The following is a 24,315-nucleotide window of genomic DNA, read 5'->3' as shown; positions in this document are numbered from 1 at the left end:
ACCTCTTGTCGTTGTTATGGTCGCCACGTCGGCAAGATGCTGCGCGGCTGTAACTGTCATAGCAGATGCCGTGCCAGGGCCTGAAAAGCCCGAGATAGAGGGGTTACATCTAAAGACCGATGGGTCATTGAGCGGGAAATCGCCTACATCTGTGACAGGGTCGGCAAAATTCCGCTTATCGCGTCACGCGCTCAGTAGGAGCCGCGCCCCGCGGCGAATGACGGCCATCGCGCAATACCAAGCTCATACCCAAAAGCTTCGCCCTGGGGCGGAGCCCCACAGGTCAAGGCGATCAGACTTGCTTACCCGTAGGGTGCGCCGTAAGCACCGAGAGTACCGCGGTCCAAAAATTTGCTGCGCACGACCTAAGCGGCCCTGCGACGCCCTACTCTTCGCCCCCCGGCAGGTAATCACCGCGCGCCAGGCCATGGCGCTGCATCTTCTCGTTGAGAGTGCGGCGCGGCAGCTGCAGCATTTCCATCACTGCGGTGATATTGCCCTGGCATTGCAGCAAGGCGTTGTGCAGGCACTGCGCCTCGAAGGCTTCCATCTGCTGCGCCAGCGCCTGGCCGGCAAAGCGTTCGGCCGGCGGCGGGCTGGAAAGCCCCAGGGCATGGCGCTCGGCGGCGTTGATCAGCTCACGGACGTTGCCCGGCCAGTCATGGCCGAGCAACCGAGCCAGTTCGCTCGGCGCCAGTGGCGGCGCTTCGCGCCCATGACGCAGCGCCGCCTCATGGGCGAAATGTTCGAACAGCAGCGGAATGTCCTCGCGGCGCTCGCGCAGCGGCGGAATATGCAGGGTAGCGACGTTCAGGCGGTATACCAAGTCCTCGCGGAAACGCCCGGCCTTGACCTCGTCGAGCAGATCCGGCTTGGCCGCGCTGATCACTCGCAGGTCGACCTGGATGCTCTTGTTCGAGCCGAGGCGTTCCAGGGTCTTTTCCTGCAGCACGCGCAGCAGTTTGACCTGTTGCGCCAGCGGCAGACTCTCAACCTCGTCGAGGAACAGGGTACCGCCATCGGCATGCTCGATACGGCCGATGCGCCGTGCCTGGGCGCCAGTGAAGGCGCCACTCTCGTGACCGAACAACTCGCTTTCGAAGATGGTCTCGGGAATCGCCGCACAGTTCAGCGCGGCGAAGGCCTTGCTAGCTCGTGGGCTGAAATCGTGCAGGCTGCGCGCCACGCGCTCCTTGCCGCTGCCGGTCTCGCCGCGGATCAGCACATTGACCGAGGTGCCGGCCAGTTCGAGGATCTGCCGCCGCAGGTTTTCCATCGGCCGCGAAATGCCGATCAGTTGGCTCTCGATACGGCCCTTGTCGGCCACCTGCCGACGCAGTTGGCGGTTCTCGCAAACCAGCCGGCGCTTGTCCAACGCACGGCGCACGCTGTCGAGCAGACGCTCGGGGGTGAAGGGTTTCTCGATGAAGTCATAGGCACCCTGACGCAGTGCCTGCACCGCCATGGGTACATCGCCATGACCGGTGACCAGGATCACCGGCAGGTCGGTGTCCACCTGCAGCAGCTTATCCAGCAATTGCAGGCCATCGCTGCCGGGCATACGCACATCGCTGACGACGATGCCGGGGAAGTCGCGGTCGACCAGAGCCAAGGCTTCGGCCGCACTGGCGCAGGTACGCACCTCGAAACCGGACAGTTCCAGCCACTGCTGCACCGCCTCGCGAATCGCCGCTTCGTCGTCGACCACTATGACCTGAGCGCTCATGGTACCTCCTCTTGAGAACGGCCGCAGTGTAGGGTGGGTTAGCGCCGCGAACCACTCCCTTCAACACACCTCCGCCAGTGCTGCGACGCGTAACCCACCGGACGATCGTCCCGCGAGACACCAATGGTGGGTTACGGCGCGGCATAAAGTTGCGAAGTCATCGTGATATCGGTGACACGCCTAACCCACCCTAGACTGCGACGAGCGCCAGTTTCTGGCGAAACCCGGTGCGCGCGGCGCACCCTACGGCCGGCCGCGCAGTTCGTAGGGTGCGCCATGCGCACCAGCCGCGACACCACTGTGAAGGGAGCTACGGCGCAGCCGGCAGCCTCAGGGTAAACACCGCGCCCAGCTCACCGTTATGCGCCTCCAACGTGCCGCCGAGATCGCGCACGATACCGTAGGACACCGCCAGCCCGAGCCCCAAACCCTGCCCCACCGGCTTTGTGGTGAAGAAGGGTTCGAATACGCGACCGAGGGTTTCCTCGGCGATGCCGCCGCCACTGTCCTCGACGCTGAGCAGGCAGCCATCGTCTTCACGGGCGATGCGCACCAGCAGGATGCGTGATTCGCTCTCGGCCATGGCGTCGAGGGCGTTGTGCAGCAGGTTGAGGATCACCTGTTCGATGCGGATGGCATCGCCAAGCACTTCGGCCTCGTCGTCGATCTGCGTGCGCAGCTCCACCTGCTCGCTGCGCATGCGCGGTGCCAACAGCTGCAGGGCCTGCTCCAGCACATCACCGAGGCACAGGCGCTCGCTGAGGCCGGCCGGGGTCTTGCGGGCAAAGGTCTTGAGGTGGCCGGTCAGCGCCGCCATGCGCTGCAGCAGACCATCGATGCGCTGCAGACCGTCGCGCACCGCTTCCGGCCGACCACTGTCGAGCAGCAGGCGCAGACTGCCGAGCTGCATCTGCAGGGCGGTCAGCGGCTGGTTGATCTCGTGCGCCAGCGCCGCCGACATCTGCCCCAGCGCGGCCATCTTGGCGGCATGCACCAGGCCGTCCTGGGCTTCGCGCAGCTCGGCGGTGCGCAGCGCCACCTCGCGCTCCAGGCGCTCGCGGATGCCGGCCTGCAGACGCTGGTTCTTGCGGCGCTGGGCGAGGAACAACAGCAGGAAGGCGAAGGTCATCCAAACCCCGGCAGCAGCCAGGCGATAGCTGCGTACGCTATCCGCCAGACCGACCGGCTCGCTGAGCAGATGCAGGGTCCAGCCCTCTTCGGGCATGTGCAGACGCTGCCAGAGATAGTCGCGATTACCGTCGGGGCCATCGACGCGCGCCCAGTCAGCATCGTCGTCGATATGCCGATGCACCTGATGCGCCAGCGGCTGCAGCGCCTGCTCGGCGTAGCGGCGCACCTCCACCAGTTCGGCGCGCGCCTGTTCGTCGAGTGGCTGCAAGGCGCGGAAGCGCCAGATCGGCTTGTTGCTGAGGATCACCACCTGATAGCTGTCGGCGACCAGCAGCACGCCGGGCTGACCGACCCATTCGCGCTGCAGGTCTTCCAGCTCCAGCTTGACCACCAGTACGCCGAGCAGCTCGCCCTGGGCATCGCGCACCACGTGGGAGAGGAAATAGCCGGGAATACCGGTGGTCACGCCCACCGCGAAATAGCGTGCACCGCCATCGCGCAGGGCGTTCTGGAAATAGGGACGGAAGGCGTAGTTGTTGCCGACAAAACTGCTCCAGTCGCGCCAGTTGCTGGCCACCAGAGTTTCGCCCTGGGCATCGAGCAGGTACAGCACGGTGGAGCCGGCGGCCGCGTTGAGCCGCTCCAGGCGCTGGTTCAGCGCCAGGCGTAGCTGACGATCATGCGGCGCGCGCAGCAGGCTGCGGATATCGCTGTCCAGCGCCAGCACTTCCGGTACCGAGCTGAAGCGCTCGACCAGGGTGCGAATCGACTGGGCATAGAGCTGCAACTGCCCGCGCGCCTCGACGCTACGCTCGTCCCAGGCGCGCTGCTCGGCATGCCGTCCACCGAGCCAGAGGCTCAGCAGCAGACCGGCGAGAATCGCCAGAACGGTGAACAGTACGCGGTAACGATGCTGTTGCGGCAAGGGCATGGGCGGCTCGCGGGATCAGTACGAGCCGCATGTTACTCCATCACGAATACAGGTCGGCACGGGTCCACGGCAGATCATGAGCGCCGTCATCGCGCGGCTTTACCGCCAGGATCTGATGCAGGTTCATCCAGCCATGCTGGAAGCCGTACGCGCAGCCGGCCAGGTATAGGCGCCAGATACGCAGGGACTTTTCCGGTACCCACTGCGCGGCCTTCTGCAGCTGCCGCTCCAGGCCCTGACTCCATAGCTGCAAGGTGCGTGCGTAGTGCAGGCGCAAGCTCTCGACATCGACGATCTCCAGCCCGGCCTCGCTGATTGCCTTGCTGATGGTCACCAGGTGCGGCAGCTCACCCTGCGGGAAAACGTAGCGGTCGATGAACTCACCGGCGCCACGACCGACCGGACGGCCGTCGGTGAAGCGCGAGGTGATGCCATGGTTCATCACCAGGCCGCCGGCCTTGACCGCGCCGAACAGACGCTGGCAGTACAGCGGCAGGTTGGCGTGGCCAACGTGCTCTAACATGCCGACGCTGACCACCTTGTCGAAGCGGCCGTCCTGCGGCAGGTCACGGTAATCCAGCAGCTCCAGGGTCACGCGCCCTTCCAGGCCCTCCTCGGCTACGCGCTGCAGGCCCAGCTCCAGTTGCGCCTGGCTGAGGGTGATACCGTAGACCTCGACGTCGAACTCGCGCGCGGCAAAACGCGCCAGGCCGCCCCAGCCGCAGCCGACGTCGAGCAGCTTGTCACCCGGCTGCAGGCGCAGCTTGCGACACAGGTGGCGCAGCTTGGCCTGCTGGGCCTGGTTCAGGTCTTCCTGACCGGTTTCGAAGTAGGCGCAGGAGTAGACCATGTCGCGGTCCAGCCACAGGCGGTAGAACTCGTTGGACAGGTCGTAGTGATAGCTGATGGCCTCGGCGTCGCTGCGTTTGTCGTGGGCGACGTAATGCTCAGTTGGTGTGGACTCATCCCCGAGTAGAGCCGTACTCAGGGCATCGCCAACCTCGATGGCCTCTTCGATGGGGCCTTCCAGATCCACCCGTCCCTCGACATAGGCAGCGCCCAGGGCATCCAGGCTGGGATGGGCCAGCTGCGTGACCAGGCTGGGGTCCTTCACCACCAGCGTCACCCTGGGTTTGGGCCCAAGGTCGATCTGCTTGCCGTCCCACAGTTTCAGGCGCAGCGGCAGTCGTAGATCACGAAGTGCGGTGGGCAGTTGCGCGAGCATGGGCATTCCTCCTGGCCAGGAGTCTGTGTTACAGAGACTAGCTTAGATGACCTTTGCGCCCTTGCAGCAGTTCGATCCTGGCGACTAGCGGCGCCTGAGCAGGGCCACGAAGAACGCTCCGCCGATGGCGGCGGTGACGATGCCGATGGGCAGATCCTGCGGCGCCAGCCAGGTGCGCGCGGCGACATCGACCCAGACCAGGAACAGCGCCCCCAGCAGCGCCGCCACCGGCAGCACGCGACGGTGCTCGGCACCGACCAGAAAGCGCGCCACGTGCGGCAGCATCAGCCCAACGAAACCGATGGCGCCGGACAGCGATACCAGCACCCCGGTGAGCAAGGACGCCACCACGAACACCAGTAGGCGCACCCGCCGTGGCTCCAGGCCCAGGCTCACCGCGCTCTGCTCACCGGCCATCAGTGCGTTCAGCGCGCGGCCCATGCCCAGCAGCACCGCCAGCGCCAACGCCAGGCACAGCACCGGCAACCAGAGCAGTTCCCAGCGCGCCAGGCCGAGGCCACCGAGCATCCAGAACAGCACCGAGCTGGCCGCATGGGGGTTGCCCAGGTACAGCAACAGGTTGCTCGCCGCCATCATCACGAAGGATACCGCCACGCCGGCCAGCAGCAGGCGCTCGCTGTGCAGCCGACCACCGCGGCTGGCGATGGCCAGCACCAGCAGCATGCTCGCCATGGCGCCGACGAAGGCCGCCAGCGGCAGGCTGAGCATCCCGGCGAACTCGCCCAGGTAAAGCACCACGAGCACCGCACCGAAGGCTGCGCCAGAGCTGACGCCGAGCAGGTGCGGGTCGGCCAGCGGGTTGCGCGTTACCGCCTGCAGCGCCGTACCCACCAGGGCCAACCCGGCGCCGACCAGCGCACCGAGCAACACCCGTGGCGCGCGCAGCTGCCAGACGATGCTGTCCTGGCCGACGCTCACCGCCACTGCGGGCTCGATGCCGAACAACTGCCGAGCGAGTATTGCCAGCACACGCTCCAGCGGCACCTGAGCCGCACCGAAGACCAGCGACAGCGCACAGGACAGCGCCAGCAATACCGCCAGGCCGAGCAGCAGCAAGCGAAAACGCGTCACTGCGCGAAGGCCTCGGGATGCAGCGCGGCCGCCAGGGTTTCGATGGCGGCGACGTTGTCCAGGCTCGGCGTGACGGCGAGATAGGACAGCACCACGAAGCGCTGCTGGCGAATCGCCGTGACGCCCTGCAGCGCCGGGTGCTGCAGGAGAAAGTCGCGCTTCTGCGCCGCCGTACGTTCGCCATAATCGACGATCAGGATCAGCTCCGGGTCCTGCTCGACCACGGCTTCCCAGCCCACCTGCATCCAGTTGGCCGCTACGCCGTCCATCACGTTGCGCCCACCGGCCGCGGCGATCAGCGACTGCGGCATGCCCAGGCGGCCGGCACTGAAGGGCAGGTCCTCGCCACTGTCGTAGACGAACACCCGCGGTCGCGTCGGTTGCTCACCGAGCTGCGCACTTACCGCCGCTACCCGCGCCTGCATGCCCTGTACCAGGGTCTCGGCACGAGCCTCGACGGCGAAGATGCGACCGAGATTGCGCAGGTCGGTATAGACATCGTCCAGACTGGCGACGCGCTTGGGCATAACGTGCGCACAGGACTCGCTCAGCTCGTACACCGGGATGCCGAAGCGCGCCAGGCTGGCCGGGGTGACCTCGCCGCCGATGCGCATGCCGTAGTTCCAGCCGGCGAAGAAGAAGTCGGCGTCGGCATCGAGCAGATTCTCCAGCGACGGATAGCGCGCGGCCAGCTCGGGCAGCCCATCGAGCTGCGCCTGCATGGCCGGCTCGACGGTCTTCCAGCCGCTGATGCCGCTGTAGCCGACCATGCGCTGCCTCAGGCCGAGGTCAAGGAGCATGGCGGTCAGGGTGATGTCGTGGCTGACCGCACGCTGCGGCGGTCGCTCGATGGTGAGTTGGCGATCGCAGCTGGTGACGGTGACGGCCCAGGCGGGGCTGATCAGCGCCAGCAGGATCGCACCGACCACTGTAGGAGCGAGCTTTGCTCGCGAAGCTTTTGCCTTTTTCCACGATTCGCGAGCAGAGCTCGCTCCTACAGGTTCAGCCGTGCATGAACGCTTCATCAAACAATCCAGGTAATGCGCGGATGACCCGCCAGTGGATGGGTATCGACCAACGCCTGCAGGCCGAACACCTGCTGCAGCAGCTCGGCGGTCAGCACTTCGGCGGGCGTACCGATGGCCACCAGACGGCCCTGGTCGAGCACACAGAGGCGGTCGCAGAAGGCCGCCGCCAGGTTGAGGTCATGGAAGCTGGCCAGCGTCGCCAGGCCCAGCGCCTTGATCTGGCCCAGCAGTTCGAGCTGGTAGCGCGGATCGAGGTGGTTGGTCGGCTCGTCGAGGATCAGCACTTGCGGTTGCTGCACCAGGGCACGGGCGAGCAGAGCGCGCTGCTTCTCGCCACCCGAGAGGCAGGCGAAGGGCTGCTGCGCCAGACCGCTCAAACCGACACAGGCCAGCGCCTCATCCACCAGGCGCAGATCCTCGGCGTCGTCGCCATCGAACAGGCCCTTGTGCGGCGTACGGCCCATGGCCGCCACCTCGTGCACGCGCAGGCCGAAGTCCTGCGGAAATTCCTGCAGCACCACGGCCACGCGCTGCGCACTCCAGCGCGGCGGGCGCTGCCACAGCGTCTCGCCGTCCAGCTTGACCTGGCCGGCGCTGGGCCGCTGGAAGCGATAGGCGCAGCGCAGCAGGCTGGTCTTGCCGCTGCCGTTGGGGCCGATCAGCCCCAGCAGTTCGCCGTCGCCGACGTCCAGGTCGATGCCGTCGAGCAACGGACGCTGGCCGTCGGGCGACCAGGCCAGTGCCTGAATACGCAAACGCGGAGTCATCAGAAGCTGTAATCCGCGGTGACGAAGAACGAACGTGGCGCCCCCAGGTACCACTGCTCGCCATCGCTGCTGGCGCTGGTGGCGTACTGGCGGTCGAACAGGTTGTTCAGTTCCAGACCCAGGCGCACGTCCGGCAACGCCTGCCAGGCGATGTTGGCGTCGACCACGGTGTAGCCAGGCACCTTGGCGGTGTTGGCCGTATCGGCATAACGCGCATCGACATAACGCGCGCCGATGCCGGCATCCACACCGCCACCAAGCGCCTTGTTTAGCCACAGGTTGGCGGTGCGCTTGGGCACGTTGGTCGGGCGATTGCCGCTACGGTCGCCACCACCTTCGATGAAGTCATCGTACTCGGCACGCACGAAAGCGGCGTTGGCTGACACCTGCCAGCCCCGACCCAGCGCCAATTCCAGGGTGGCCTCCAGACCATCGGAAGACTGCTGGCCGATCTGCTCGGTGGGCGAGGTCGGGGCTGCGCGGCTGAGCAGCTTCTTCTTGACGATATGGTAGGCGGCCAGCGTCCACTCGCCCTGCCCGCCCCAGAACATCTGCTTGAGGCCGATTTCGCTCTGCCTGGCTTCGCTAAGGTCGAACTGCTGCTGAGTCGGGTTGAGGGTCAGCAGGTTGCTCACCCCCTCGGTGCTGGTGGCGTACTGACCGTACAGCGACAGCTCGGGGGTCAGGGCGAAGACCAGCCCGGCGCGCCAATTGTCGCCACTCAGGCTGCGGTCGGCGCTGCTGCCATCGATCAGGTTGTCGCGCTGAATATGCACCTGATCACGGCGCACACCGGTGACCAGCGACAGGCGCTCGGTCAGCTGGGTGCGGTTCTCGGCGAACAGCGAGAACTGCCGCGCCAGGTTGCGCTCGCGCGGGCCGTAGCCGAGCGGATCGGTGCTCTGGTACTGCCCGCCGCCGGAGCCGGCCAGCGGCACGCTGTCGCTGAAACTGCTGGCGAAATCGTGCTGGCGGGCGAAGTGGATGCGGTTGTAATCCACCCCGACTACCGTGCGGCTATCGAGGCCGAACAGGGTGTGATCCAGGGTGAAGGTCTGGCGGTCGCCGACCTGTTCCTGGGTGTGCTTGATCTCGTAGAACTCGCCACGCTCGACCCTATCGCCCGGCTGCCAGCGATAGGCCTCGGCATTGCGCCAGTAGCGCTGAGTCTTGATGTAGTAGAGCTGGTTGCTGGCGCTGAGCACGTCGTTGATGCGCCAGTCGCTCACCAGGCGGGTGATCTGGTCGTTGTAGCGAATGTCGGCATTGGCGACGTTGTAGTTACGTTCGCGGATGCTCTCGCGGTACTTACCAGCCACCAGCGGCGTGCCGAGATAGCGCTCGGGGCTCTGATCGCCATGATCGTGGGACAGGGTGAAGCTCAGATCATCATTGGCGTCCCAGCGCAGGGCGGCGCTGAGCGCCAGGCTATCCGAATCACCCCGGTCGACCCAGCCATTGCTGGCCTGCTGATTGATGTTGAAGCGGTAGCTCAGTTCGTCACTCAGCGAACCGCCGCTGTCCAGGGCGGCCTGGCGGCGGTCATCGCTGCCATAGCCGAGGCGCAGCTGGTTGCGGATCTCGCCGGCGAAGGGCTTCTTCGGCACCACATTGATCACCGCACCGGTGGCACCCTCGCCGTAGAGGACCGAGGCCGGGCCGCGCAGCACGTCGATACGTGCCACCGACCAGGCGTCCACCGGGAAGGTCACGGTGCCGGCGCCGACGTACTGGCGGGTGCCATCGTACAGCTGCATGGTCGCCGAATGGCCGGTGAAGCCGCGCGCCGACAGCGCGGTGCCGCCATTGCCGGGCGAGCCGATGCTGCTGATACCCGGCGTGCGGGTCACGGCGTCCTGCACCGTGAGGTTGTTGCGCCCGCGTACATCGGCGCCGCTCAGGCTGCTGGTGCTGGCCGGCGTTTGCAGGGCCGAAAGCTCCAGGCGCGAGCCGGACGCGGTGGGCGTATGCAGATCGCTCTCGCCTTCCTCGGCAGCGTACGCCTGGACGGTGACGTCAGGGAGATCGACAGGAGATTCGCTGGCCATGGCCACACCGCCGACCAGCAGCGCGAATGGCAGGGAGCAGAGGCGTAGAAGGTGCTGCACGTGAGTGATTCCGGAGCTTCCAGGAGAGTCGTCAGGACGCTCCAGGCTCCGGGTGTGCGAGTTGAAGGCGGTCAGCCTTGACGCTTCGCAGCCAGTGCCTGAGGCAATAATGTTATTGTTATAACATAACATTATCGTTTTTCGCAGGTAGCCGGAAACGGGCTCACGCCCTTCGTTCAGGCATGCAGAAGAGAGGTTCTTGTAGCGGAAATGGCGCGCCATATTGCTTCCATCGCAAAGAGAAAAGGCACGGCAATCCGATGGAAATGCGCAACAGCAGACAGGGGCACGGCGGCGCCCTACTGGAGTCAACGCCCGCCCACCGCGGGTTGCCAGACACAAACGACTCCAGGCCGGTCTCCGGGCTTGCGAGGGTCATGATCGCATCGCCTTCCCATGCGCGTGGCGCACAGTGGCGTATCGATGCGGTCGCTCGCTTACCGTTGCGGGGGCAGCGTCGGACTTCAACCGACTTCCCGTTTCACCTCACGCGCGGCGGCGTGAGACACCTGAAGCGGGGCGGATATGACCACCCACACCCGCTCAAGTCAAGGCGCGGTGGCAATTGCGGGAGGCGCTTTAGCGGCGATTGCTCGTAGCCTGGATTGGCCGCAGGCGTAATCCGAGTTGCTAATTGTTGCCCTGCTCATCGATACGCAAATCCGGCAACGCCCTGCCCGCTACCAGGCGCTCGTCGACCAGGCGAATCACCGCCGACTCGTCCTTGAGGCCGTACCACTCACCCTGTGGATAAAGGCTCGCAGTCGGGCCCAGATCGCAGGGGAACTGGCACTGGCTGCGGGTGATATGCACACCGCCCTCGCACTCAAGCTTGCCGGCGGCCTTGAGCCGCTGGCGCAGGGTTTTCCACAGGCCCAGCGCGCCCTTGCGCGTGCAGCGCGGGCCGTTGCACAGCAGCAGGCGCTGCGCATGCGGCGGGATCTGCGACCAGGCGTGATGTGCCGGCACCGGCGGCACGTCGCTGCAGGGAATATGTGCCTCGCGGCTTTCGAGCAACGCGCCGAGGCCATCGAGCCAGGTGTCCTCCAGCGCCGTGCAGACCACGAACACTCCTGCCCCGTCGCTCCGCTCGGCGATACGTTCGCGCAGCCAGTCGCGGTGCGCGGCATCGGCGCGCGGCTCCAGATCGACCACCAGCAGTGGTCGCGGCGCCTCATCGATGGCCTGCCAGAAACCGTCCTGTTCGCTGTCATGCAGATGCGCCTCGCCAAGCAGCATTTCGATGCGCTGTTGCAGACGCTCGGCCGAGGCACCACGACCCAGGCCGGGGCCGATAAACAGAACGCGGGCGTAGGGGGCTTGGCTCATGACGGTCTCCAGAACGGGCCGGCAGTCTAGCAGCGCGTCGTGGTCCGGAGGCAATCCGGCGGGTAATAGAAGGCCCGGTGCGCGCGGCGCACCCTACGGAATCAGCGCAGGCGTAAGGCCGCCAGGCCGGCGTTGGCGGGTTTCACCTGCCCTACAGGGACAGCGCCTCGTAGAGAGCGTCCAACTCCGCGAACTCATGCGTTACCGCCGGCAACTGCGGGCGACGCAACAGCAAAACCGGCAATCCAAGCTCACGCGCGACCTGCAACTTCGGCTCGGTGGAGGCGCTGCCGCTGTTCTTGCTTACCAGCACGTCGCAGCGCAGGCGCGCGAACAGCGCGCGTTCCTCCTCCAGGGAGAACGGCCCGCGGGCACCGATGATCTCGGCGCGGGTTGGTGCCGGCTCGGCCTGCAGGCAGCGCACCGTCCAGTGCTGGTGCGCGGGAATCTCGTGCAAATGCGCCAGCGGCTCGCGCCCGGAGGTGAAGAATGGCCGCTCGAAAGGCGCCAGCGCACGGGTCAGTTCATCCCAGCCGTCCACCTCGCGCCAGTCGTCACCCGGGCCCGGTTGCCAGCCGGAGCGACGCAGGGCCCAGCAGGGCACGCCTACCATTTCGGCGGCGCGGGCGGCGTTATGGCTGATCTGTGCGGCGTAGGGGTGGGTCAGATCCAGCAGCAGCTCGATGCCTTCGCTGGCGATAAAGGCCGCCAGGCCTTCGGCACCGCCAAAGCCACCGACGCGCACGCGGCAAGCCAGGTCATCCGGCACGCGACCAAGGCCGGCCAGGCTGTAGATGGTTTCCGGCCCCATCCGACGCGCCAGACGCAGCGCCTCGGTGGTGCCACCGAGCAACAGGATGCGTGCGCTCACGGTTTGCGCACCGCCAGCAGGGTGATCGGCAGCGCCGCGCGCCAGGTGTCGAAGCCGCCCAGCGGCTGCGCCTGGGCCACGGTGAGCCGCAGCAGCTCGCCGCCCTGCTGCTCACGGAAGGCCACCAGCGCCGCCTCGCTCTGCAGGGTAACGGCATTGGCCAGCAGGCGCCCATTCGGCTTGAGCGCGGCCCAGCAATCATCCAGCACACCGGGCACGGTGACGCCGCCGCCGATAAAGATCGCATCCGGTGCCGGCAATCCGACCAGCGCCTCAGGTGCATGCCCGGCGACCAGTTGCAGACCGGGTACGCCGAGGGCATCGCGGTTGTGGCGGATATGATCCTGACGGCCTTCGTGGGCCTCGATGGCGATGGCGCGGCAGGCCGGGTGTGCTCGCATCCACTCGATGCCGATGGAGCCACAACCAGCGCCGACATCCCACAGCAGCTCGCCAGGCAGCGGCGCCAGCCGCGCCAGGGTCACTGCGCGCACGTCACGCTTGGTCAGTTGGCCGTCGTGGCGGTAGGCCTCGTCCGGCAGGCCGCAGGTGGGCGGCAACAGCGTTGTCCCGGCGTCCGCCAGGCACTCCACCGCCAGCAGGTTGAGGTCGGCGCCGCGCGGCAAGTCCCAGCTCGCGGCCAGGCCTTCGATGCGGCGCTCATCCGGCCCGCCAAGGTGTTCCAGCAGGGTCAGGCGACTGGCGCCGAAACCGCGTACGCACAGAGCTGCGGCGACTTGCGCGGGGGTGTCACCATCGGCGCTCAACACCAGCAGGCGCATGCCGGGAAACAGTTTGCCATTGAGCATGGCCAGCGGCCGCCCGACCAAGGAGACCACTTCCATCTCCTGCAGCGGCCAGCCCAGGCGCGCCGCCGCCAGCGACACCGAGGACGGCGCCGACAACACCTGCAACTCGTCGGCCGGCACCTGCCGCGCCAGGCTGGCGCCCACGCCGTAGAACATCGGGTCGCCACTGGCCAGCACGCACACCGCCTCACCACGCCGCGCCAGCAGCGGTTGCAAGTCGAAGGGGCTGGGCCAGGCTTCCCGCTCGCCCGTGATGCACGGCGGCAACAGCGCCAGCTGGCGCGGCGCACCGACGATGCGCGTGGCTGCCAGCAAGGCGCGACGCGCGGCCTTGCCCAGGCCGGGGTAGCCGTCTTCGCCGATACCGACCAGGGTCAACCAGGGTTTCATCCAATGTCCTCGCACAGGCCCGACGGACCGCCTGTCCGCGCTCCGGGCAAAGCGGGCATAATACAACCTTCGTCGGTGCCCAAGAGCCTGAACAGGTGTCTGCTGCGCGTCGGCCATGCTGCGTTGGAAGTGGCTTCGAACTGCTCATTTACTACTCGTAAACTCCGCGTTCTCAGCCACTTCCGCCTTGCCTGGCTCTAGCTCGCTAACCCCCTGGATCAGGCTCGATAACGGGCCTAAGAGGGAATCCGGAACGATCATCGATCGCCACCGAGCTGCCCCCGCAACTGTAAGCAGCGAGTCCAATGCAATCGGCCACTGGGTAACCGGGAAGGCGCGGCGGACGAAGACCTGTCAGCCAGGAGACCTGCCGACGAACGCTGGTCGCGAGTGCCAACATCGGGCGGGGTGTACCGATGCCATGGAGTCCCCTATGGGATTTCGCTGGTTCGGTCGCCGCGTCGTTATCCACAGGTGACCGCTTGCCCACATCCGTCCGTCCTTCCGCCTGCCCCGGCCTGCTACGCATCGTGCCTGCGCTGGATGGCGGCATCTGCCGGGTCAAACTGCCCGGCGGCGTGCTGCGCAGTGCCCAGGCGCGAGCGATTGCCGAAGCAGCGCGGCAGCATGCCAGCGGCGTGCTGGAGCTGACCAACCGCAGCAATCTGCAGATTCGTGGCGTACTGCCCGGCCAGGAAAGCACACTGATCGACGCCCTGCTCGGCACCGGCCTCGGCCCGCGCGTGGCCAGCGCCGACGACGTGCGCAACCTGCTGCTCAGCCCCGCTGCCGGCCTCGACCCGCAGGCGCGGATGGACGTGCGCCCTTTGGCCAGTCAGTTGCTCGACCTGCTGCAGGACACCCCGGCGCTGCACGCGCTGTCGCCCAAGTTCGCCCTGCAACTGGACGGCGGCGAAGCCCTGGCCGTGCGCGAACACCCGCACGACCTGTGGCTGGCCGCCGAAGACGAACAGCACCTGCTGCTGGGCCTGGCCGGCTGCCCCGTCGACGCGCCGCTGGCGCGAGTCGAGGCGACCCAGGCAGTCGAGTTGGTGCGTCAGCTTCTGCTGCTGTTCCTCGAACTGGCCACGCCCGAGCAGTCACGCATGCGCCAATTACTGGCAAAGAACCCGGCCAACGAGCTGTTGCAACGCCTGCAGACGCGTCTGGATTTTCCCCTGCAGCCGGCACCGGCCAGTTGGCAGCCTGCCGCGACGATCAAACGCACGCCGGCTGGGCTTTATCCACAGGCACAGAATGGCCTGCACATGGTGGTAGCCGGCGCCCGACTCGGCCGCCTGCACGCCGAACAACTGCTGGCGTTGGCCGAGCTGAGCGAGCACCACGGCGATGGCGAGCTGCGCCTGACGCCCTGGCAAGGCGTGCTGCTGGGCAACGTGCCCGAGGCAAAGGCCGCTGAGCTGCTGACGGCGCTGAACGATCTGGGCCTGCTAATTCACGCCGACGAGCCGCTGCTTGGCCTGGTCGCCTGCACCGGCTCGGCAGCCTGCGCGCGCGGCCTGGCCGACAGCAAGCACCACGCCCTGCACCTGGCGGAGCTGCTGCGCGAAAGCGGCGTCCGCCCACAAGTGCATCTCAGCGCCTGCCCGCGCAGCTGCGCCAGCGCACGCGTGCAGCCCTACACCCTGCTGGCCAGTACGCCCGATCACTACCAGCTCTACCAACGCATGCCCGAGGCGCCCGGTTTCGGTCGTCTGCTGGCGCCAGCCATGACCATCGACGAGGCCGGCGCCTGGTTCGCCCGCCAACACCCCGCAGGAACACCCGATGCTTGATTACATCCGCGACGGCCAGGAAATCTACCGCCGCTCCTTCGCCACCATTCGCGCCGAGGCCAACCTCTATGGCATCCCCGCCGATATGGAAAAACTCGCCGTTCGGGTAATCCACGCCTGCGGCATGGTCGACGTCGTGGAAGACCTGCGCTTCTCCCCCGGTGCCGGCGCGGCCGGCCGTGCGGCGCTGCTCGCTGGCGCGCCGATTCTCTGCGATGCGCGCATGGTCGCCGAGGGCATCACCCGCCCGCGCCTGCCGGCGAACAACGAGGTGATCTGCACCCTGCACGACGCTGGCGTGCCGGAGCTGGCCCGCGAGTTGGGCAACACCCGCTCGGCGGTGGCCCTGGAGCACTGGCGCGAACACCTGGAAGGCAGCGTGGTGGTGATCGGCAACGCCCCCACGGCGCTGTTCTACTTGCTGGAGATACTCGACGCCGGCGCGCCGAAGCCGGCACTGATCATCGGCATGCCGGTGGGCTTTATCGGCGCGGCGGAATCCAAGGATGCCCTGGCCGCAGACAGCCGTGGCGTGCCCTACGTGATCGTGCGGGGCCGCCGTGGCGGCAGCGCCATGGCGGTAGCGGCGGTCAACGCCCTCGCCTCGGAGGTGGAATGATGGCCGGTCGTCTGCTCGGCCTCGGTGTCGGCCCCGGCGACCCTGAGCTGCTTACCCTCAAGGCCCTACGCCTGCTCAAAGGCGCGCCGGTGGTGGCCTACTTCGTGGCCAAGGCCAAACATAATGCCGGCCACGGCGGCAATGCCTTCGGCATCATCGAGGCCCATCTGGACGCCACCCAACAGCGGCTGCCGCTGGTCTACCCGGTGACCACCGAGAAGCTCGCCCCGCCGCTAAGTTACGAGGATGTGATCGCCGATTTCTACGACACCTGCGCGCAGCAGATCGCCCAATTGCTGGACGCGGGCCAGGACGTGGCGGTGATCTGCGAGGGTGACCCATTCTTCTACGGTTCCTACATGTACCTGCATGACCGCCTGGCCGGCCGGTATGAGGTGGAAGTGGTGCCCGGCGTGTGCTCCATGCTCGGCTGCGCCTCGGTGCTCGGTACTCCGCTGGTGTACCGCAACCAATCCTTGAGCGTGCTTTCCGGCGTGCTGCCGGAAGACGAGCTGGAACAGCGCCTGCGCGACGCCGAAGCGGCGGTGGTGATGAAGCTCGGACGCAACTTCGACAAGGTGCGCCGCGTGCTGCGCAAGCTCGGCCTGGATGGCCGCGCCCACTACGTCGAACGTGCCACTATGGCCAGCCAGAAGATCGTGCCGCTGGACGAGGTGGAGCCGATGGATTCGCCGTACTTTTCCATGATTCTGGTGCCCGGCCAAAAATGGCGGGGGTGAACGAGCTGCTGCGCGTCGGCCCTACTGCGTTAAAAACAGGCTCGGCAAGCCGGTTGCGGCTAACGCGCTTTAGCGCGGCCCGTAGGGCGAACGAAGTGAGTACTGCTCATGTACAAAAGTACACTCCGCTTCCTCCCCTGTTTTTGCCTTGTAGAGCTCTAGCTCGCGAGCTCGTTCGAATCAGTTTGTAGGGTGCATGGGAGGGGCTTCAGCCGCGACAGTCGCCGCTGAAGCGCCTCCCACGGATCGCGCCCCATTCCCCGGATTGCATCCGGGCTACAGGATATGCCGCATGAATATCGTCATCCTCGGCGCCAGCGCACTGGCCACTGCACAACGCCTCAAGGCGCTTTATCCACAGGCCTTGATCCATGGCCTACGCGGGCGCGCCGATGGCGCCGAGCGCCACTACGATGAGTTCGGTGAAACCCTGCGCGCCCTGTACCGCGCCGGCCAGCCGCTTGTGGTGCTATGCGCCGCCGGGATCGTCATCCGCAGCCTGGCCGCGCTGCTAGCGGAGAAAGGCGCCGAGCCGCCGGTGCTGGCCCTGGCCGAAGATGGCAGCGCCGTGGTGCCGCTGCTCGGCGGGCTGGCCGGGGTCAATCGCCTGGCCCGCGAGATCGCCGCGCACCTGGGCGTGACGCCGGCCATCACTACCAGCGGCGAGCTGCGCTTCGGCACCTGCCTGCTGGAGCCGCCGGCCGGCTACGCCCTGGCGGACCTGCAACAGGGCAAGCGTTTCGTCAGCGATCTGCTCGGCGGCGAGACGGTACGCATCGAAGGCCAGGCACCCTGGCTGGAAACCGCGCAACTGCCTGTGGATAACACCGCCAGCCGGGTTATCCACATCACCGCACAGGCGCGCCCGGCGCAACCGGACGAACTGTTGATCCACCCGCGCGTCGCCGCTGCGCTGATCGAACGCCCGGATGCCGAGTTGCCGGCACGTCTGCAACAGGCGCTGGGCGATGCCAAGCTGGCGCCGCAGGCACTGGCCTGCCTGTTGGCCGACAAAGGCTGGATGGCCAATACCGAGCTGCACGCCGCAGCGAACAAACTGAAGCTGCCGCTGCGTTTTATCCACAGCGACTCCCAGCTACCCGCCGAATGCCACCGAGGCGAGGGCCTGAGCCTGCTTTTGGCCGAGCAGCCCATCGATATCGACCGCCTCGGCCAACGCCGTGGCCGCCTCAGCGTGGTCGGCCTCGGCCCCGGCGCAGCCGAGCATATGACCCCCGCCGTGCGCCGCGCCCTCAACGAGGCCGAAGATCTGCTCGGCTACGACACCTACGTGAAAATGGCCGGCCCACTGCGAGCCGATCAGTGCCTGCATCCCAGCGACAACCGCGAGGAATTGCAGCGCGCTGCCCACGCCTTCGAACTGGCCGCCAGCGGCCGCCGCGTGGTGATGATTTCCTCCGGCGACCCCGGCGTATTCGCCATGGCCGCCGCCGTGATGGAGGCGCTGGAAAGCCCGCAAAGCGAGACCTGGCAAGGTGTCGAACTGGAAGTGCTGCCGGGCGTCTCCGCCGCCCTGGCCACCGCCGCCAAGGCCGGCGCGCCGCTGGGCCATGACTTCTGCCTGATCTCCCTGTCCGACAACCTCAAGCCCTGGGCAGTGATCGAAAAGCGCCTGCAGCACGCCGCCGCCGCCGACCTGGCCATGGCCTTCTACAACCCGATCTCCAAGTCGCGCCCCTGGCAGCTCGGCCGCGCGCTGGAGCTGCTGCGCCAGCACCGCGAACCGCAGACCCTGGTGGTGCTCGGCCGCGATATCGGTCGCCCCGCCGAAGCCCTGCGCAACCTCACCCTAGGCGAGCTGACCCCGGAGATGGTCGATATGCGCACCCTGGTGATCATCGGCTCCAGCCAGACCCGCCGCTTCCCCCGTGCCGATGGCGGCGAGTGGGTCTATACGCCGCGCTGGTATCCCGATCTGTAGGAGCCCGCTTGCGGACGATGCAGCTCCGCCGGACACATCGATCGCCGGCAAGCCGGCTCTTACGAAAGGCGCGTGCACAAACCTTCTAGTCCTGTTCGCCGAACGCGGTAAGCTCAAGCGTTCACAGCACAAGCGGGCAGCAGGCGATGAACACGCAGTCATGGGTCGACCTCAAGCAGGATGCCGATACCGGCATCGAGGTGATCCGTGCGCATTTCGAGGGCCACGCCTACGACCCGCACTGGCACGACAGCTACCTGATCGGTTTCACCGAGCAGGGCGTGCAGCAGTTCCATTGCCGCCGTGCGCTGTTCAGCAGCGTGCCGGGACAGACCTTCTTCCTCGAGCCCGGCGATATCCACGACGGCCATGCGCCGACACCGGGCGGCTTCACCTACTCCACCCTCTATCTCGAGCCGGCCTGGCTGGAGCGCGCGCTGCCGGCGCTGTTCGAGCAGGCACCTGCCGACTGCCTGCCCGGCGTGCCGCGCACCCAACCGGACGACCCCGGCCTGCTGCCCTGTATCGCCAATGCCCTGCAGGCGTTGAACGACAATGAGCCGCGCATGGTGCGCGACGCCGCGCTGGATGCGCTGCTGGAGCGCATCTCACGCAGTCTTTATTGGCGCCAGCGCCTGCCGGGCAATCCGCAGATTCCCAGTGTGGCCCTGCGTGCCCGCGACTACCTGCACGCACACTTTCACCAGAACGTCGGCCTCGACGAACTGGCGCGAGTCTGCGGCGTCGACCGCTTCCGCCTCAGCCGTGCGTTCAAGGCGGCCTTCGGCATCGCTCCGCATGGTTACCTGATCCAGCTGCGTCTGGTGCGCGCACGCCGGTTGCTGGCCCTCGGCACGGCACCGGCGGATGTCGCCAGCGACTTGGGCTTCGCCGACCAGAGTCACCTGGGCCGCTGGTTCCGCCGCGCCAACGGCCTTACCCCGGGCGCCTACCGCAGCCTCTGCACAAAGCTTCAAGACCACTGAATCAGCCAGCCGGACAATCGCGCCATACCCGATATGGAGCGATACCCGATGCCCTTCACTGCTCAACGAGCGCGGCCATGAACCAGTGGCTGCCCTTCATCCTCTTCGCCTCGGTGGCGTCGATCACCCCCGGCCCGACCAACCTGCTGATCCTCGGCAGCGCCGCGCGCTTCGGCCTGTCCATCGCCCTGGCCATCGCCTTGGGCGCCAGCCTCGCTGCCAGTCTGATGCTGCTGGTGGTCGGCCTGGGCCTCGGCGAAATACTGGCCCGCGCCCCGCTGTTGCAGACGGCGATGACCTGGGCCGGCGCGGCCTGGATCAGCTGGATGGCCTGCAAGCTCATGCGCGCCGAGGCAGCCGGCCTGGACCAACGCAGCGTCGACCGGCGCCAGGGCTTCGCCCAGGGCGCCGGCCTGCAACTGATCAACCCCAAGACCTGGCTGATGACCGTCTCGGTCACGGCGATCTTTCTCGACGGCCAGGCCTCGTTCGGCGCGGTAGCGAGCTACGCGACGCTATTCCTGCTGGTGTCCACGCCCTGCCTGCTGGCCTGGGGCCTGCTCGGCATCGGCAGTGCACACTTGTTGCGGCAACCGACCAGGCTGCTGTTGTTCAACCGCTGCATGGCCGCGCTGCTGCTGGCTTCGGTTTGGCTGCCGCTGCTGGCAAGCCTGTAGGAGCGCCGCCCCCGGCGCGAAGCGATTATGGCGATGCAGCGATACCTACATTATTCGCAGCATTCGCCGCGGGGGGCGGCTCCTAAAACGCTCCGCCCTGACGACGGAAGGTGCCGGGCGCCACACCGAAGCGCTGCCGGAACAGCTTGCCCAGATGGCTGGCATCGCTGACGCCGATCTCGTCGGCGAGTTGCGCCAGGCTGTGGCTGGAATTGAGCAGGCGCCAGCGCACGTGTTGCAGGCGCAGCTCGTTCCAGTATTCGCGCGCACTCATGCCCTGGCTGGCGTGAAACAGGCGGTCGAGCTGACGCCGGCTGATACCGACGCTGGTCGCCAACTGCTCGATGCCGTCGGCACTGGCCAGGCCGTGGTGCATCAGGGCGATGGCGCGGTCGACGTGACGCTCGCCGCTCGGCATGGTGTGCAGCGAACGCAGCGCGTGCTGGCCGCTGCGCGTCTCGTCCACCAGCATGTCGGCCAGGCCCTTGAGCGCCCGCGCCCGGCCGCTGCCCTGGGCCAATAGCTCCACCGCCAGGTCGATGGCTCCCGTGCCGCCAGCGCAGGAAATCCGCGCGCCATCGACGCAATACAGACGCTCATGGGCCAGACGCAGGTGCGGGAAGCTGGCACGGAATTCCGCCTCATGACGCCAGTGCACCGCCACCCGATGGCCGTCGAGCAGACCGCAGGCGGCGAGCAGGAAGCTGGCATTGTCGATCGCCACCAACTTCACCCCTGCGCGCGCGGCACGACGCAGCAACGACCGATAGGCCGGGGCCAGCCCCGCGGTGGCCTGTGCGTTGCGCCCACCGAACAACACTAGATAGTCGAAGTCGGCCAGAGCGATTTCCTCCGGCGTGGCCTCGATACTCAGCGCCGCGCCGCTGCTGGACAGCACATGCCCCGGCTGCAGGCCGAGAATGGTCCAGGCGCAATAGCGCTGGCGGCTGTAGTCCTCGTCGTCGGCGCTGAAGCGTAATTTGTCGAGAAAACCACCGAACGGCAGCAGGGCAAATTCCGGCAGGGGCAGCAAGAGAAAATGCAGGTCGGGGTTTTCGGCCATGTGATGTCCAGAATCAACCGTTAAATACCCAGAATCTACCTCATTCAAGTGCCTGTCGCTGACTAGACTGGCCGCGCCCAAACAGGAGACCCGCATGGCCCTCGAACTCTGGCTCGTCTACTTCGTCGCCACCCTCGGCCTGGCACTCACGCCCGGCCCCAATAGCCTGTTGGCACTGACCCACGGCGGGCTGTATGGCGCACGCATGGCGATGGCCACCATCCTCGGCGGCGTGGTCGGCTTCAGTACCTTGATCGCCCTGGCCATGTTCGGCCTCGGCGCCCTGCTCAAGACCGCGCCCAACGCGCTGCTGGCGCTAAAGTGGATCGGCGGCGCCTACCTGATCTGGCTGGGCGTGCAGCTGTGGCGCTCGCCACCGATGAACCTGACTCTGGCCGACAGCGGCGTCCGCCCCAGCGCCAGCCGGCTGTTTCGCCAGGGACTGCTGTCGGCGCTGTCGAACCCCAAGGTGATCCTGTTCTACGGCGCCTTTCTGCCGCAGTTCGTCGACCCGCAACGCGGCCTGGCCGTGCAGTTCGTGGTGATGGCAGCGACCTTCGCCGCGGTCGAGTTCCTCGTCGAACTGCTGCTGGCGCTACTGGCGTTTCGCGTACGCCCCTGGTTGCAGCGCGGCGGCCGCACCTTCAACCGCGGTTGCGGCGTGCTCTTCGTGCTGATCGGTGTGGCGCTACCGCTGGCGCGTTAAGCGAGCGCTGGACCACCGCGTCAGGGATAGGCCCCTCTCACTCGGGGCGGTGGCATACCACGCAAAGCTTGTTGCCATCGAGGTCGCGAAAATAGGCACCGTAGTAATCCGGGTGATAGTGCACGCGCAGGCCTGGAGCGCCCTCGCAACGCCCACCCTGAGCGAGCGCCAGCCGGTGAGCCTGATCGACCTGTGCACGGCTCTGCGCCAGCAGCGCCACCATCTGCCCGTTGCCGGAGTGGTGCGCTGCGCCATCGTAAGGTGTGCTGATCAGCAACAGAGGCCGGGGCTCCGGGCTCGACTGCCAGACCGCCCAAGGCTTTTCCGCATCGAGTAAACGCAACTCGACACCCAGCAGATCCATCAGCGGCTGGTAAAACCTCAGGGCGCGTGGAAAATCGCTCACGCCGATGCAGATATGGGAAAACATACTGCCCCCTCTCCTTTGAACGAAACGGCGCCTGCATCCTGGCCTAGTGCAGCCCGGTATCGCAAGCGCCTGGAAAGGGGCCAACCTGCCGCAGACGCGGCAGGCGCGGATCAGAATTCCTGCACGGTCGGGCGCAGGACGATCTCGTTGATGTCGACGTCGGCCGGCTGTTCGATGGCGTAGGCGATGGCACGCGCCACCGATTCCGCCGGAATCGCCTGCTTGTAGAAGTCGACGACGAAGTCGCGGCTCTGCTGATGGGCGCTGCCGAACTTCAGCTCGGAGTCCACCGCGCCCGGCTCGATGGTGGTGGTGCGGATGCTGCCACCGACCTCGTGACGCAAACCTTCGGAGATGGCCCGCACGGCAAACTTGGTGCCGCTGTAGACGGTGCCGCCCGGGCTGAACACCTTGATCCCGGCCACCGAGGCGATGTTGATGAAATGCCCGGCGTTCTGCTGCTGGAACACCGGCAGCGCCGCGGCGATGCCGTACAGCACGCCCTTGATGTTGATGTCGATCATGCGCTCCCACTCCTCGACACGCACGTCGCTCATCGGCGCGATGGCCATCAGCCCGGCGTTGTTGACCAGCACATCGACGCGGCCGAAGGTGTCCAGCGCCCCCTGGATCAGCGCTTTCACCTCATCGGCACGGGTCACGTCGGTCTGGTAGGCCACGGCCTCGCCGCCAGCGGCGACCAGCTCGCTGACCAGTTGCTCGAGACGCTCCTTGCGCCGTGCGGCCAGCACCACCTTGGCGCCCAACTTGCTCAAATGACGGGCGGTCGCTTCGCCCAGGCCGCTGCTGGCGCCGGTGATGACCACGACCTTGCCGGAAATGTTGTTGCTCATGGTGATGCCCTCTCGATTCGTTGGAGTGTCCGGCGTCGCTCGCTGGACATGGGCTCACGTTAGAGGCGATTTAAGTTTCAATGAATGGAAGAGTTTGGATTAGGCTATTCCACATTCTGGAATACAGAGGCGCCCCGACATGCTCAACCGCATGGAGATGATCCGCATCTTCTGCAGCGCGGCCGACTGCAGCAATTTCCGCGAGGCAGCGACTCGCCTGGGGGTTTCTCCGCAGACGGTGGCCCGCGCGATCAAGGCGCTGGAGGAAGAACTCGGCGAGATTCTTTTTCACCGCAACACCCGCCAGGTGCATATCACCGCTTTCGGCGAGGCCTATGCGGTGCGCGCCCGGCAGATGCTGGAGGATTTTGACGCGCTGTTTCGTGGCCACCGCGCCGAGGGCGAATCGGCCATCGCCGGGCGCATCGGCATCACCGCACCACAAGCCATCGGCAAGCGCTTTCTGGTGGCGTTCCTGCAACCCTTGCTCAAGCAGCACCCGCAACTGGTGCTGAACCTGCGCCTGGAGGACGAGATCACCGACGCGGTGGAAGCGCAGATCGACATCGGCATCCGCGTCGGCTTCCTGCGTGACAGCCGCTACGTCGCCCGCGCCCTGGCACCGGTGCCGTTGCAGGTGGTGGCCACGCCGCAACTGATCAAAGCCACCGGCAAGCCGCACACCCTCGACGAGCTGCAGCAGCGGCCGCTGTCGGTGCTGATCGACCGCAAGAACGGCCGCCCCTGGCCGTGGACCTTCGCCCATGGCCCCAGCCTGCATCCGCCCACGCCAGCGCTGGTGTGTGACGACCCCGAAGCCGAGCTGGAGGCCGTGCTCGCCGGCCTGGCCTACGGCCAGTTACCCGCCTACCTGGCGCAGCCCTATCTGCAGAGCGGCCACCTGCAGGCGGTGCTGACGGAGCAGGCGCCCGAGCCCTGGCAGCTGTTCATCTACCGCCCACAGCAGGGCCCGGTGCCCCCAAGGGTGCGCCTGGTGTTCGATCACCTGCGCGCCTGCTTCTGCGATCCGGCGCAGTTTCCCCAGGGCTGAGGTCGCTCACGGCAACGCCACTGTCGCCTGCGAAGCGCCCGCCC

21 protein-coding genes and 2 riboswitches are annotated in these 24,315 nt (G+C 66.8%); of the genes, 8 read left to right on the top strand and 13 right to left on the bottom strand.

The window, feature by feature from the left end:
• Window positions 1-385: 385 nt before the first annotated feature.
• The 10 genes from BM186_RS12620 to cbiE form a co-directional block, all read right to left on the bottom strand.
• Window positions 386-1,726 carry a sigma-54-dependent transcriptional regulator gene (locus BM186_RS12620; RefSeq protein ID WP_074915649.1) on the bottom strand — a complete coding sequence of 447 codons (1,341 nt, stop codon included), beginning with the start codon at window positions 1,724-1,726 and terminating at the stop codon, window positions 386-388.
• 310 nt (window positions 1,727-2,036) lie between these two features.
• Complete coding sequence (locus BM186_RS12615) at window positions 2,037-3,788, bottom strand: sensor histidine kinase (RefSeq protein WP_074915647.1); 1,752 nt, start codon at window positions 3,786-3,788, stop codon at window positions 2,037-2,039.
• 40 nt (window positions 3,789-3,828) lie between these two features.
• Window positions 3,829-5,013: a C17 cyclopropane fatty acid synthase CfaB gene (gene cfaB, locus BM186_RS12610; protein WP_074915646.1), complete on the bottom strand. Its 1,185-nt coding sequence runs from the start codon at window positions 5,011-5,013 to the stop codon at window positions 3,829-3,831.
• An 84-nt stretch (window positions 5,014-5,097) separates the two neighbouring features.
• Window positions 5,098-6,105 (bottom strand): FecCD family ABC transporter permease, encoded by a 1,008-nt coding sequence (locus BM186_RS12605; protein WP_074915644.1) that lies wholly within the window; start codon window positions 6,103-6,105, stop codon window positions 5,098-5,100.
• Window positions 6,102-7,130, bottom strand: a complete 1,029-nt coding sequence (locus tag BM186_RS12600) for an ABC transporter substrate-binding protein (protein WP_083431597.1) — start codon at window positions 7,128-7,130, stop codon at window positions 6,102-6,104. The genes BM186_RS12605 and BM186_RS12600 overlap by 4 nt, the downstream gene beginning before the upstream one ends.
• Complete coding sequence (locus BM186_RS12595; protein WP_074915640.1) at window positions 7,130-7,900, bottom strand: ABC transporter ATP-binding protein; 771 nt, start codon at window positions 7,898-7,900, stop codon at window positions 7,130-7,132. Before BM186_RS12595 ends, BM186_RS12600 begins: the two co-directional genes overlap by 1 nt.
• Window positions 7,900-10,008, bottom strand: a complete 2,109-nt coding sequence (locus BM186_RS12590) for a TonB-dependent receptor (protein WP_074915638.1) — start codon at window positions 10,006-10,008, stop codon at window positions 7,900-7,902. Before BM186_RS12590 ends, BM186_RS12595 begins: the two co-directional genes overlap by 1 nt.
• Before the next feature lie 334 nt (window positions 10,009-10,342).
• Window positions 10,343-10,536: riboswitch (cobalamin riboswitch) on the bottom strand.
• Window positions 10,537-10,638: 102 nt separating this feature from the next.
• Window positions 10,639-11,337, bottom strand: coding sequence for a (2Fe-2S) ferredoxin domain-containing protein (locus BM186_RS12585; RefSeq protein ID WP_074915635.1), 699 nt, complete (start codon window positions 11,335-11,337; stop codon window positions 10,639-10,641).
• 151 nt (window positions 11,338-11,488) lie between these two features.
• Window positions 11,489-12,208 carry a cobalt-precorrin-6A reductase gene (locus BM186_RS12580; protein ID WP_074915633.1) on the bottom strand — a complete coding sequence of 240 codons (720 nt, stop codon included), beginning with the start codon at window positions 12,206-12,208 and terminating at the stop codon, window positions 11,489-11,491.
• Window positions 12,205-13,407: a precorrin-6y C5,15-methyltransferase (decarboxylating) subunit CbiE gene (gene cbiE, locus BM186_RS12575; RefSeq protein ID WP_074915631.1), complete on the bottom strand. Its 1,203-nt coding sequence runs from the start codon at window positions 13,405-13,407 to the stop codon at window positions 12,205-12,207. Before cbiE ends, BM186_RS12580 begins: the two co-directional genes overlap by 4 nt.
• Window positions 13,408-13,592: 185 nt before the next feature.
• Window positions 13,593-13,796: riboswitch (cobalamin riboswitch) on the top strand.
• Window positions 13,797-13,889: 93 nt separating this feature from the next.
• Between cbiE and cobG the strand changes: the two genes are divergently transcribed.
• The 6 genes from cobG (at window position 13,890) to BM186_RS12545 (ending at window position 20,167) form a co-directional block, all read left to right on the top strand.
• Window positions 13,890-15,203: a precorrin-3B synthase gene (gene cobG / locus BM186_RS12570; RefSeq protein WP_074915629.1), complete on the top strand. Its 1,314-nt coding sequence runs from the start codon at window positions 13,890-13,892 to the stop codon at window positions 15,201-15,203.
• On the top strand, window positions 15,196-15,822 hold the full coding sequence (locus tag BM186_RS12565; protein WP_074915627.1) for a precorrin-8X methylmutase: 627 nt from the start codon (window positions 15,196-15,198) through the stop codon (window positions 15,820-15,822). Before cobG ends, BM186_RS12565 begins: the two co-directional genes overlap by 8 nt.
• Window positions 15,822-16,562, top strand: coding sequence for a precorrin-2 C(20)-methyltransferase (locus tag BM186_RS12560; RefSeq protein WP_074915625.1), 741 nt, complete (start codon window positions 15,822-15,824; stop codon window positions 16,560-16,562). The genes BM186_RS12565 and BM186_RS12560 overlap by 1 nt, the downstream gene beginning before the upstream one ends.
• 292 nt (window positions 16,563-16,854) lie before the next feature.
• Window positions 16,855-18,504 carry a precorrin-3B C(17)-methyltransferase gene (gene cobJ / locus BM186_RS12555; RefSeq protein WP_074915623.1) on the top strand — a complete coding sequence of 550 codons (1,650 nt, stop codon included), beginning with the start codon at window positions 16,855-16,857 and terminating at the stop codon, window positions 18,502-18,504.
• Window positions 18,505-18,650: 146 nt separating this feature from the next.
• Entirely contained in the window at window positions 18,651-19,490 is an 840-nt protein-coding gene (locus BM186_RS12550) for an AraC family transcriptional regulator (RefSeq protein WP_074915621.1), read from the top strand.
• A 77-nt stretch (window positions 19,491-19,567) separates the two neighbouring features.
• Entirely contained in the window at window positions 19,568-20,167 is a 600-nt protein-coding gene (locus BM186_RS12545; protein WP_074915619.1) for a LysE family translocator, read from the top strand.
• Window positions 20,168-20,249: 82 nt separating this feature from the next.
• Here the strand turns inward: BM186_RS12545 and BM186_RS12540 are convergent, their stop codons facing one another.
• Entirely contained in the window at window positions 20,250-21,230 is a 981-nt protein-coding gene (locus BM186_RS12540; protein WP_074915617.1) for a GlxA family transcriptional regulator, read from the bottom strand.
• Between the two features lie 94 nt (window positions 21,231-21,324).
• Here BM186_RS12540 and BM186_RS12535 point away from each other — a divergent pair, with 94 nt between their 5' ends.
• A complete protein-coding gene (locus tag BM186_RS12535) occupies window positions 21,325-21,936 on the top strand; it encodes a LysE family translocator (RefSeq protein ID WP_074915615.1) in 612 nt (203 codons plus the stop codon).
• A 37-nt stretch (window positions 21,937-21,973) separates the two neighbouring features.
• Here the strand turns inward: BM186_RS12535 and BM186_RS12530 are convergent, their stop codons facing one another.
• Both BM186_RS12530 and BM186_RS12525 read right to left on the bottom strand, forming a co-directional pair.
• Window positions 21,974-22,366 carry a VOC family protein gene (locus BM186_RS12530; RefSeq protein WP_074915613.1) on the bottom strand — a complete coding sequence of 131 codons (393 nt, stop codon included), beginning with the start codon at window positions 22,364-22,366 and terminating at the stop codon, window positions 21,974-21,976.
• Between the two features lie 110 nt (window positions 22,367-22,476).
• Window positions 22,477-23,220 (bottom strand): SDR family oxidoreductase, encoded by a 744-nt coding sequence (locus tag BM186_RS12525; RefSeq protein ID WP_072425183.1) that lies wholly within the window; start codon window positions 23,218-23,220, stop codon window positions 22,477-22,479.
• A 139-nt stretch (window positions 23,221-23,359) separates the two neighbouring features.
• On the opposite strand from BM186_RS12525, the gene BM186_RS12520 reads away from it, so the two are divergent.
• Window positions 23,360-24,271, top strand: a complete 912-nt coding sequence (locus BM186_RS12520) for a LysR family transcriptional regulator (protein ID WP_074915612.1) — start codon at window positions 23,360-23,362, stop codon at window positions 24,269-24,271.
• Window positions 24,272-24,315 lie beyond the last annotated feature (44 nt).

It is taken from the genome of Ectopseudomonas toyotomiensis (genome assembly GCF_900115695.1).
Taxonomy (GTDB): Bacteria; Pseudomonadota; Gammaproteobacteria; order Pseudomonadales; family Pseudomonadaceae; genus Aquipseudomonas; species Aquipseudomonas toyotomiensis.
Note: the sequence above shows the minus strand (reverse complement) of the source record. Positions and strands in the feature narration are given on the sequence as shown.

Excerpts from the sequence above, each read along its gene's own strand:
- BM186_RS12620 (WP_074915649.1), bottom strand. The coding sequence starts at position 1,726 with ATGAGCGCTCAGGTCATAGTGGTCGACGACGAAGCGGCGATTCGCGAG.
- BM186_RS12615 (WP_074915647.1), bottom strand. The coding sequence starts at position 3,788 with ATGCCCTTGCCGCAACAGCATCGTTACCGCGTACTGTTCACCGTTCTG.
- cfaB (WP_074915646.1), bottom strand. The coding sequence starts at position 5,013 with ATGCTCGCGCAACTGCCCACCGCACTTCGTGATCTACGACTGCCGCTG.
- BM186_RS12600 (WP_083431597.1), bottom strand. The coding sequence starts at position 7,130 with ATGAAGCGTTCATGCACGGCTGAACCTGTAGGAGCGAGCTCTGCTCGC.
- BM186_RS12595 (WP_074915640.1), bottom strand. The coding sequence starts at position 7,900 with ATGACTCCGCGTTTGCGTATTCAGGCACTGGCCTGGTCGCCCGACGGC.
- BM186_RS12585 (WP_074915635.1), bottom strand. The coding sequence starts at position 11,337 with ATGAGCCAAGCCCCCTACGCCCGCGTTCTGTTTATCGGCCCCGGCCTG.
- cbiE (WP_074915631.1), bottom strand. The coding sequence starts at position 13,407 with ATGAAACCCTGGTTGACCCTGGTCGGTATCGGCGAAGACGGCTACCCC.
- BM186_RS12565 (WP_074915627.1), top strand. The coding sequence starts at position 15,196 with ATGCTTGATTACATCCGCGACGGCCAGGAAATCTACCGCCGCTCCTTC.
- BM186_RS12560 (WP_074915625.1), top strand. The coding sequence starts at position 15,822 with ATGGCCGGTCGTCTGCTCGGCCTCGGTGTCGGCCCCGGCGACCCTGAG.
- cobJ (WP_074915623.1), top strand. The coding sequence starts at position 16,855 with ATGAATATCGTCATCCTCGGCGCCAGCGCACTGGCCACTGCACAACGC.
- BM186_RS12550 (WP_074915621.1), top strand. The coding sequence starts at position 18,651 with ATGAACACGCAGTCATGGGTCGACCTCAAGCAGGATGCCGATACCGGC.
- BM186_RS12545 (WP_074915619.1), top strand. The coding sequence starts at position 19,568 with ATGAACCAGTGGCTGCCCTTCATCCTCTTCGCCTCGGTGGCGTCGATC.
- BM186_RS12540 (WP_074915617.1), bottom strand. The coding sequence starts at position 21,230 with ATGGCCGAAAACCCCGACCTGCATTTTCTCTTGCTGCCCCTGCCGGAA.
- BM186_RS12535 (WP_074915615.1), top strand. The coding sequence starts at position 21,325 with ATGGCCCTCGAACTCTGGCTCGTCTACTTCGTCGCCACCCTCGGCCTG.
- BM186_RS12530 (WP_074915613.1), bottom strand. The coding sequence starts at position 22,366 with ATGTTTTCCCATATCTGCATCGGCGTGAGCGATTTTCCACGCGCCCTG.
- BM186_RS12525 (WP_072425183.1), bottom strand. The coding sequence starts at position 23,220 with ATGAGCAACAACATTTCCGGCAAGGTCGTGGTCATCACCGGCGCCAGC.
- BM186_RS12520 (WP_074915612.1), top strand. The coding sequence starts at position 23,360 with ATGCTCAACCGCATGGAGATGATCCGCATCTTCTGCAGCGCGGCCGAC.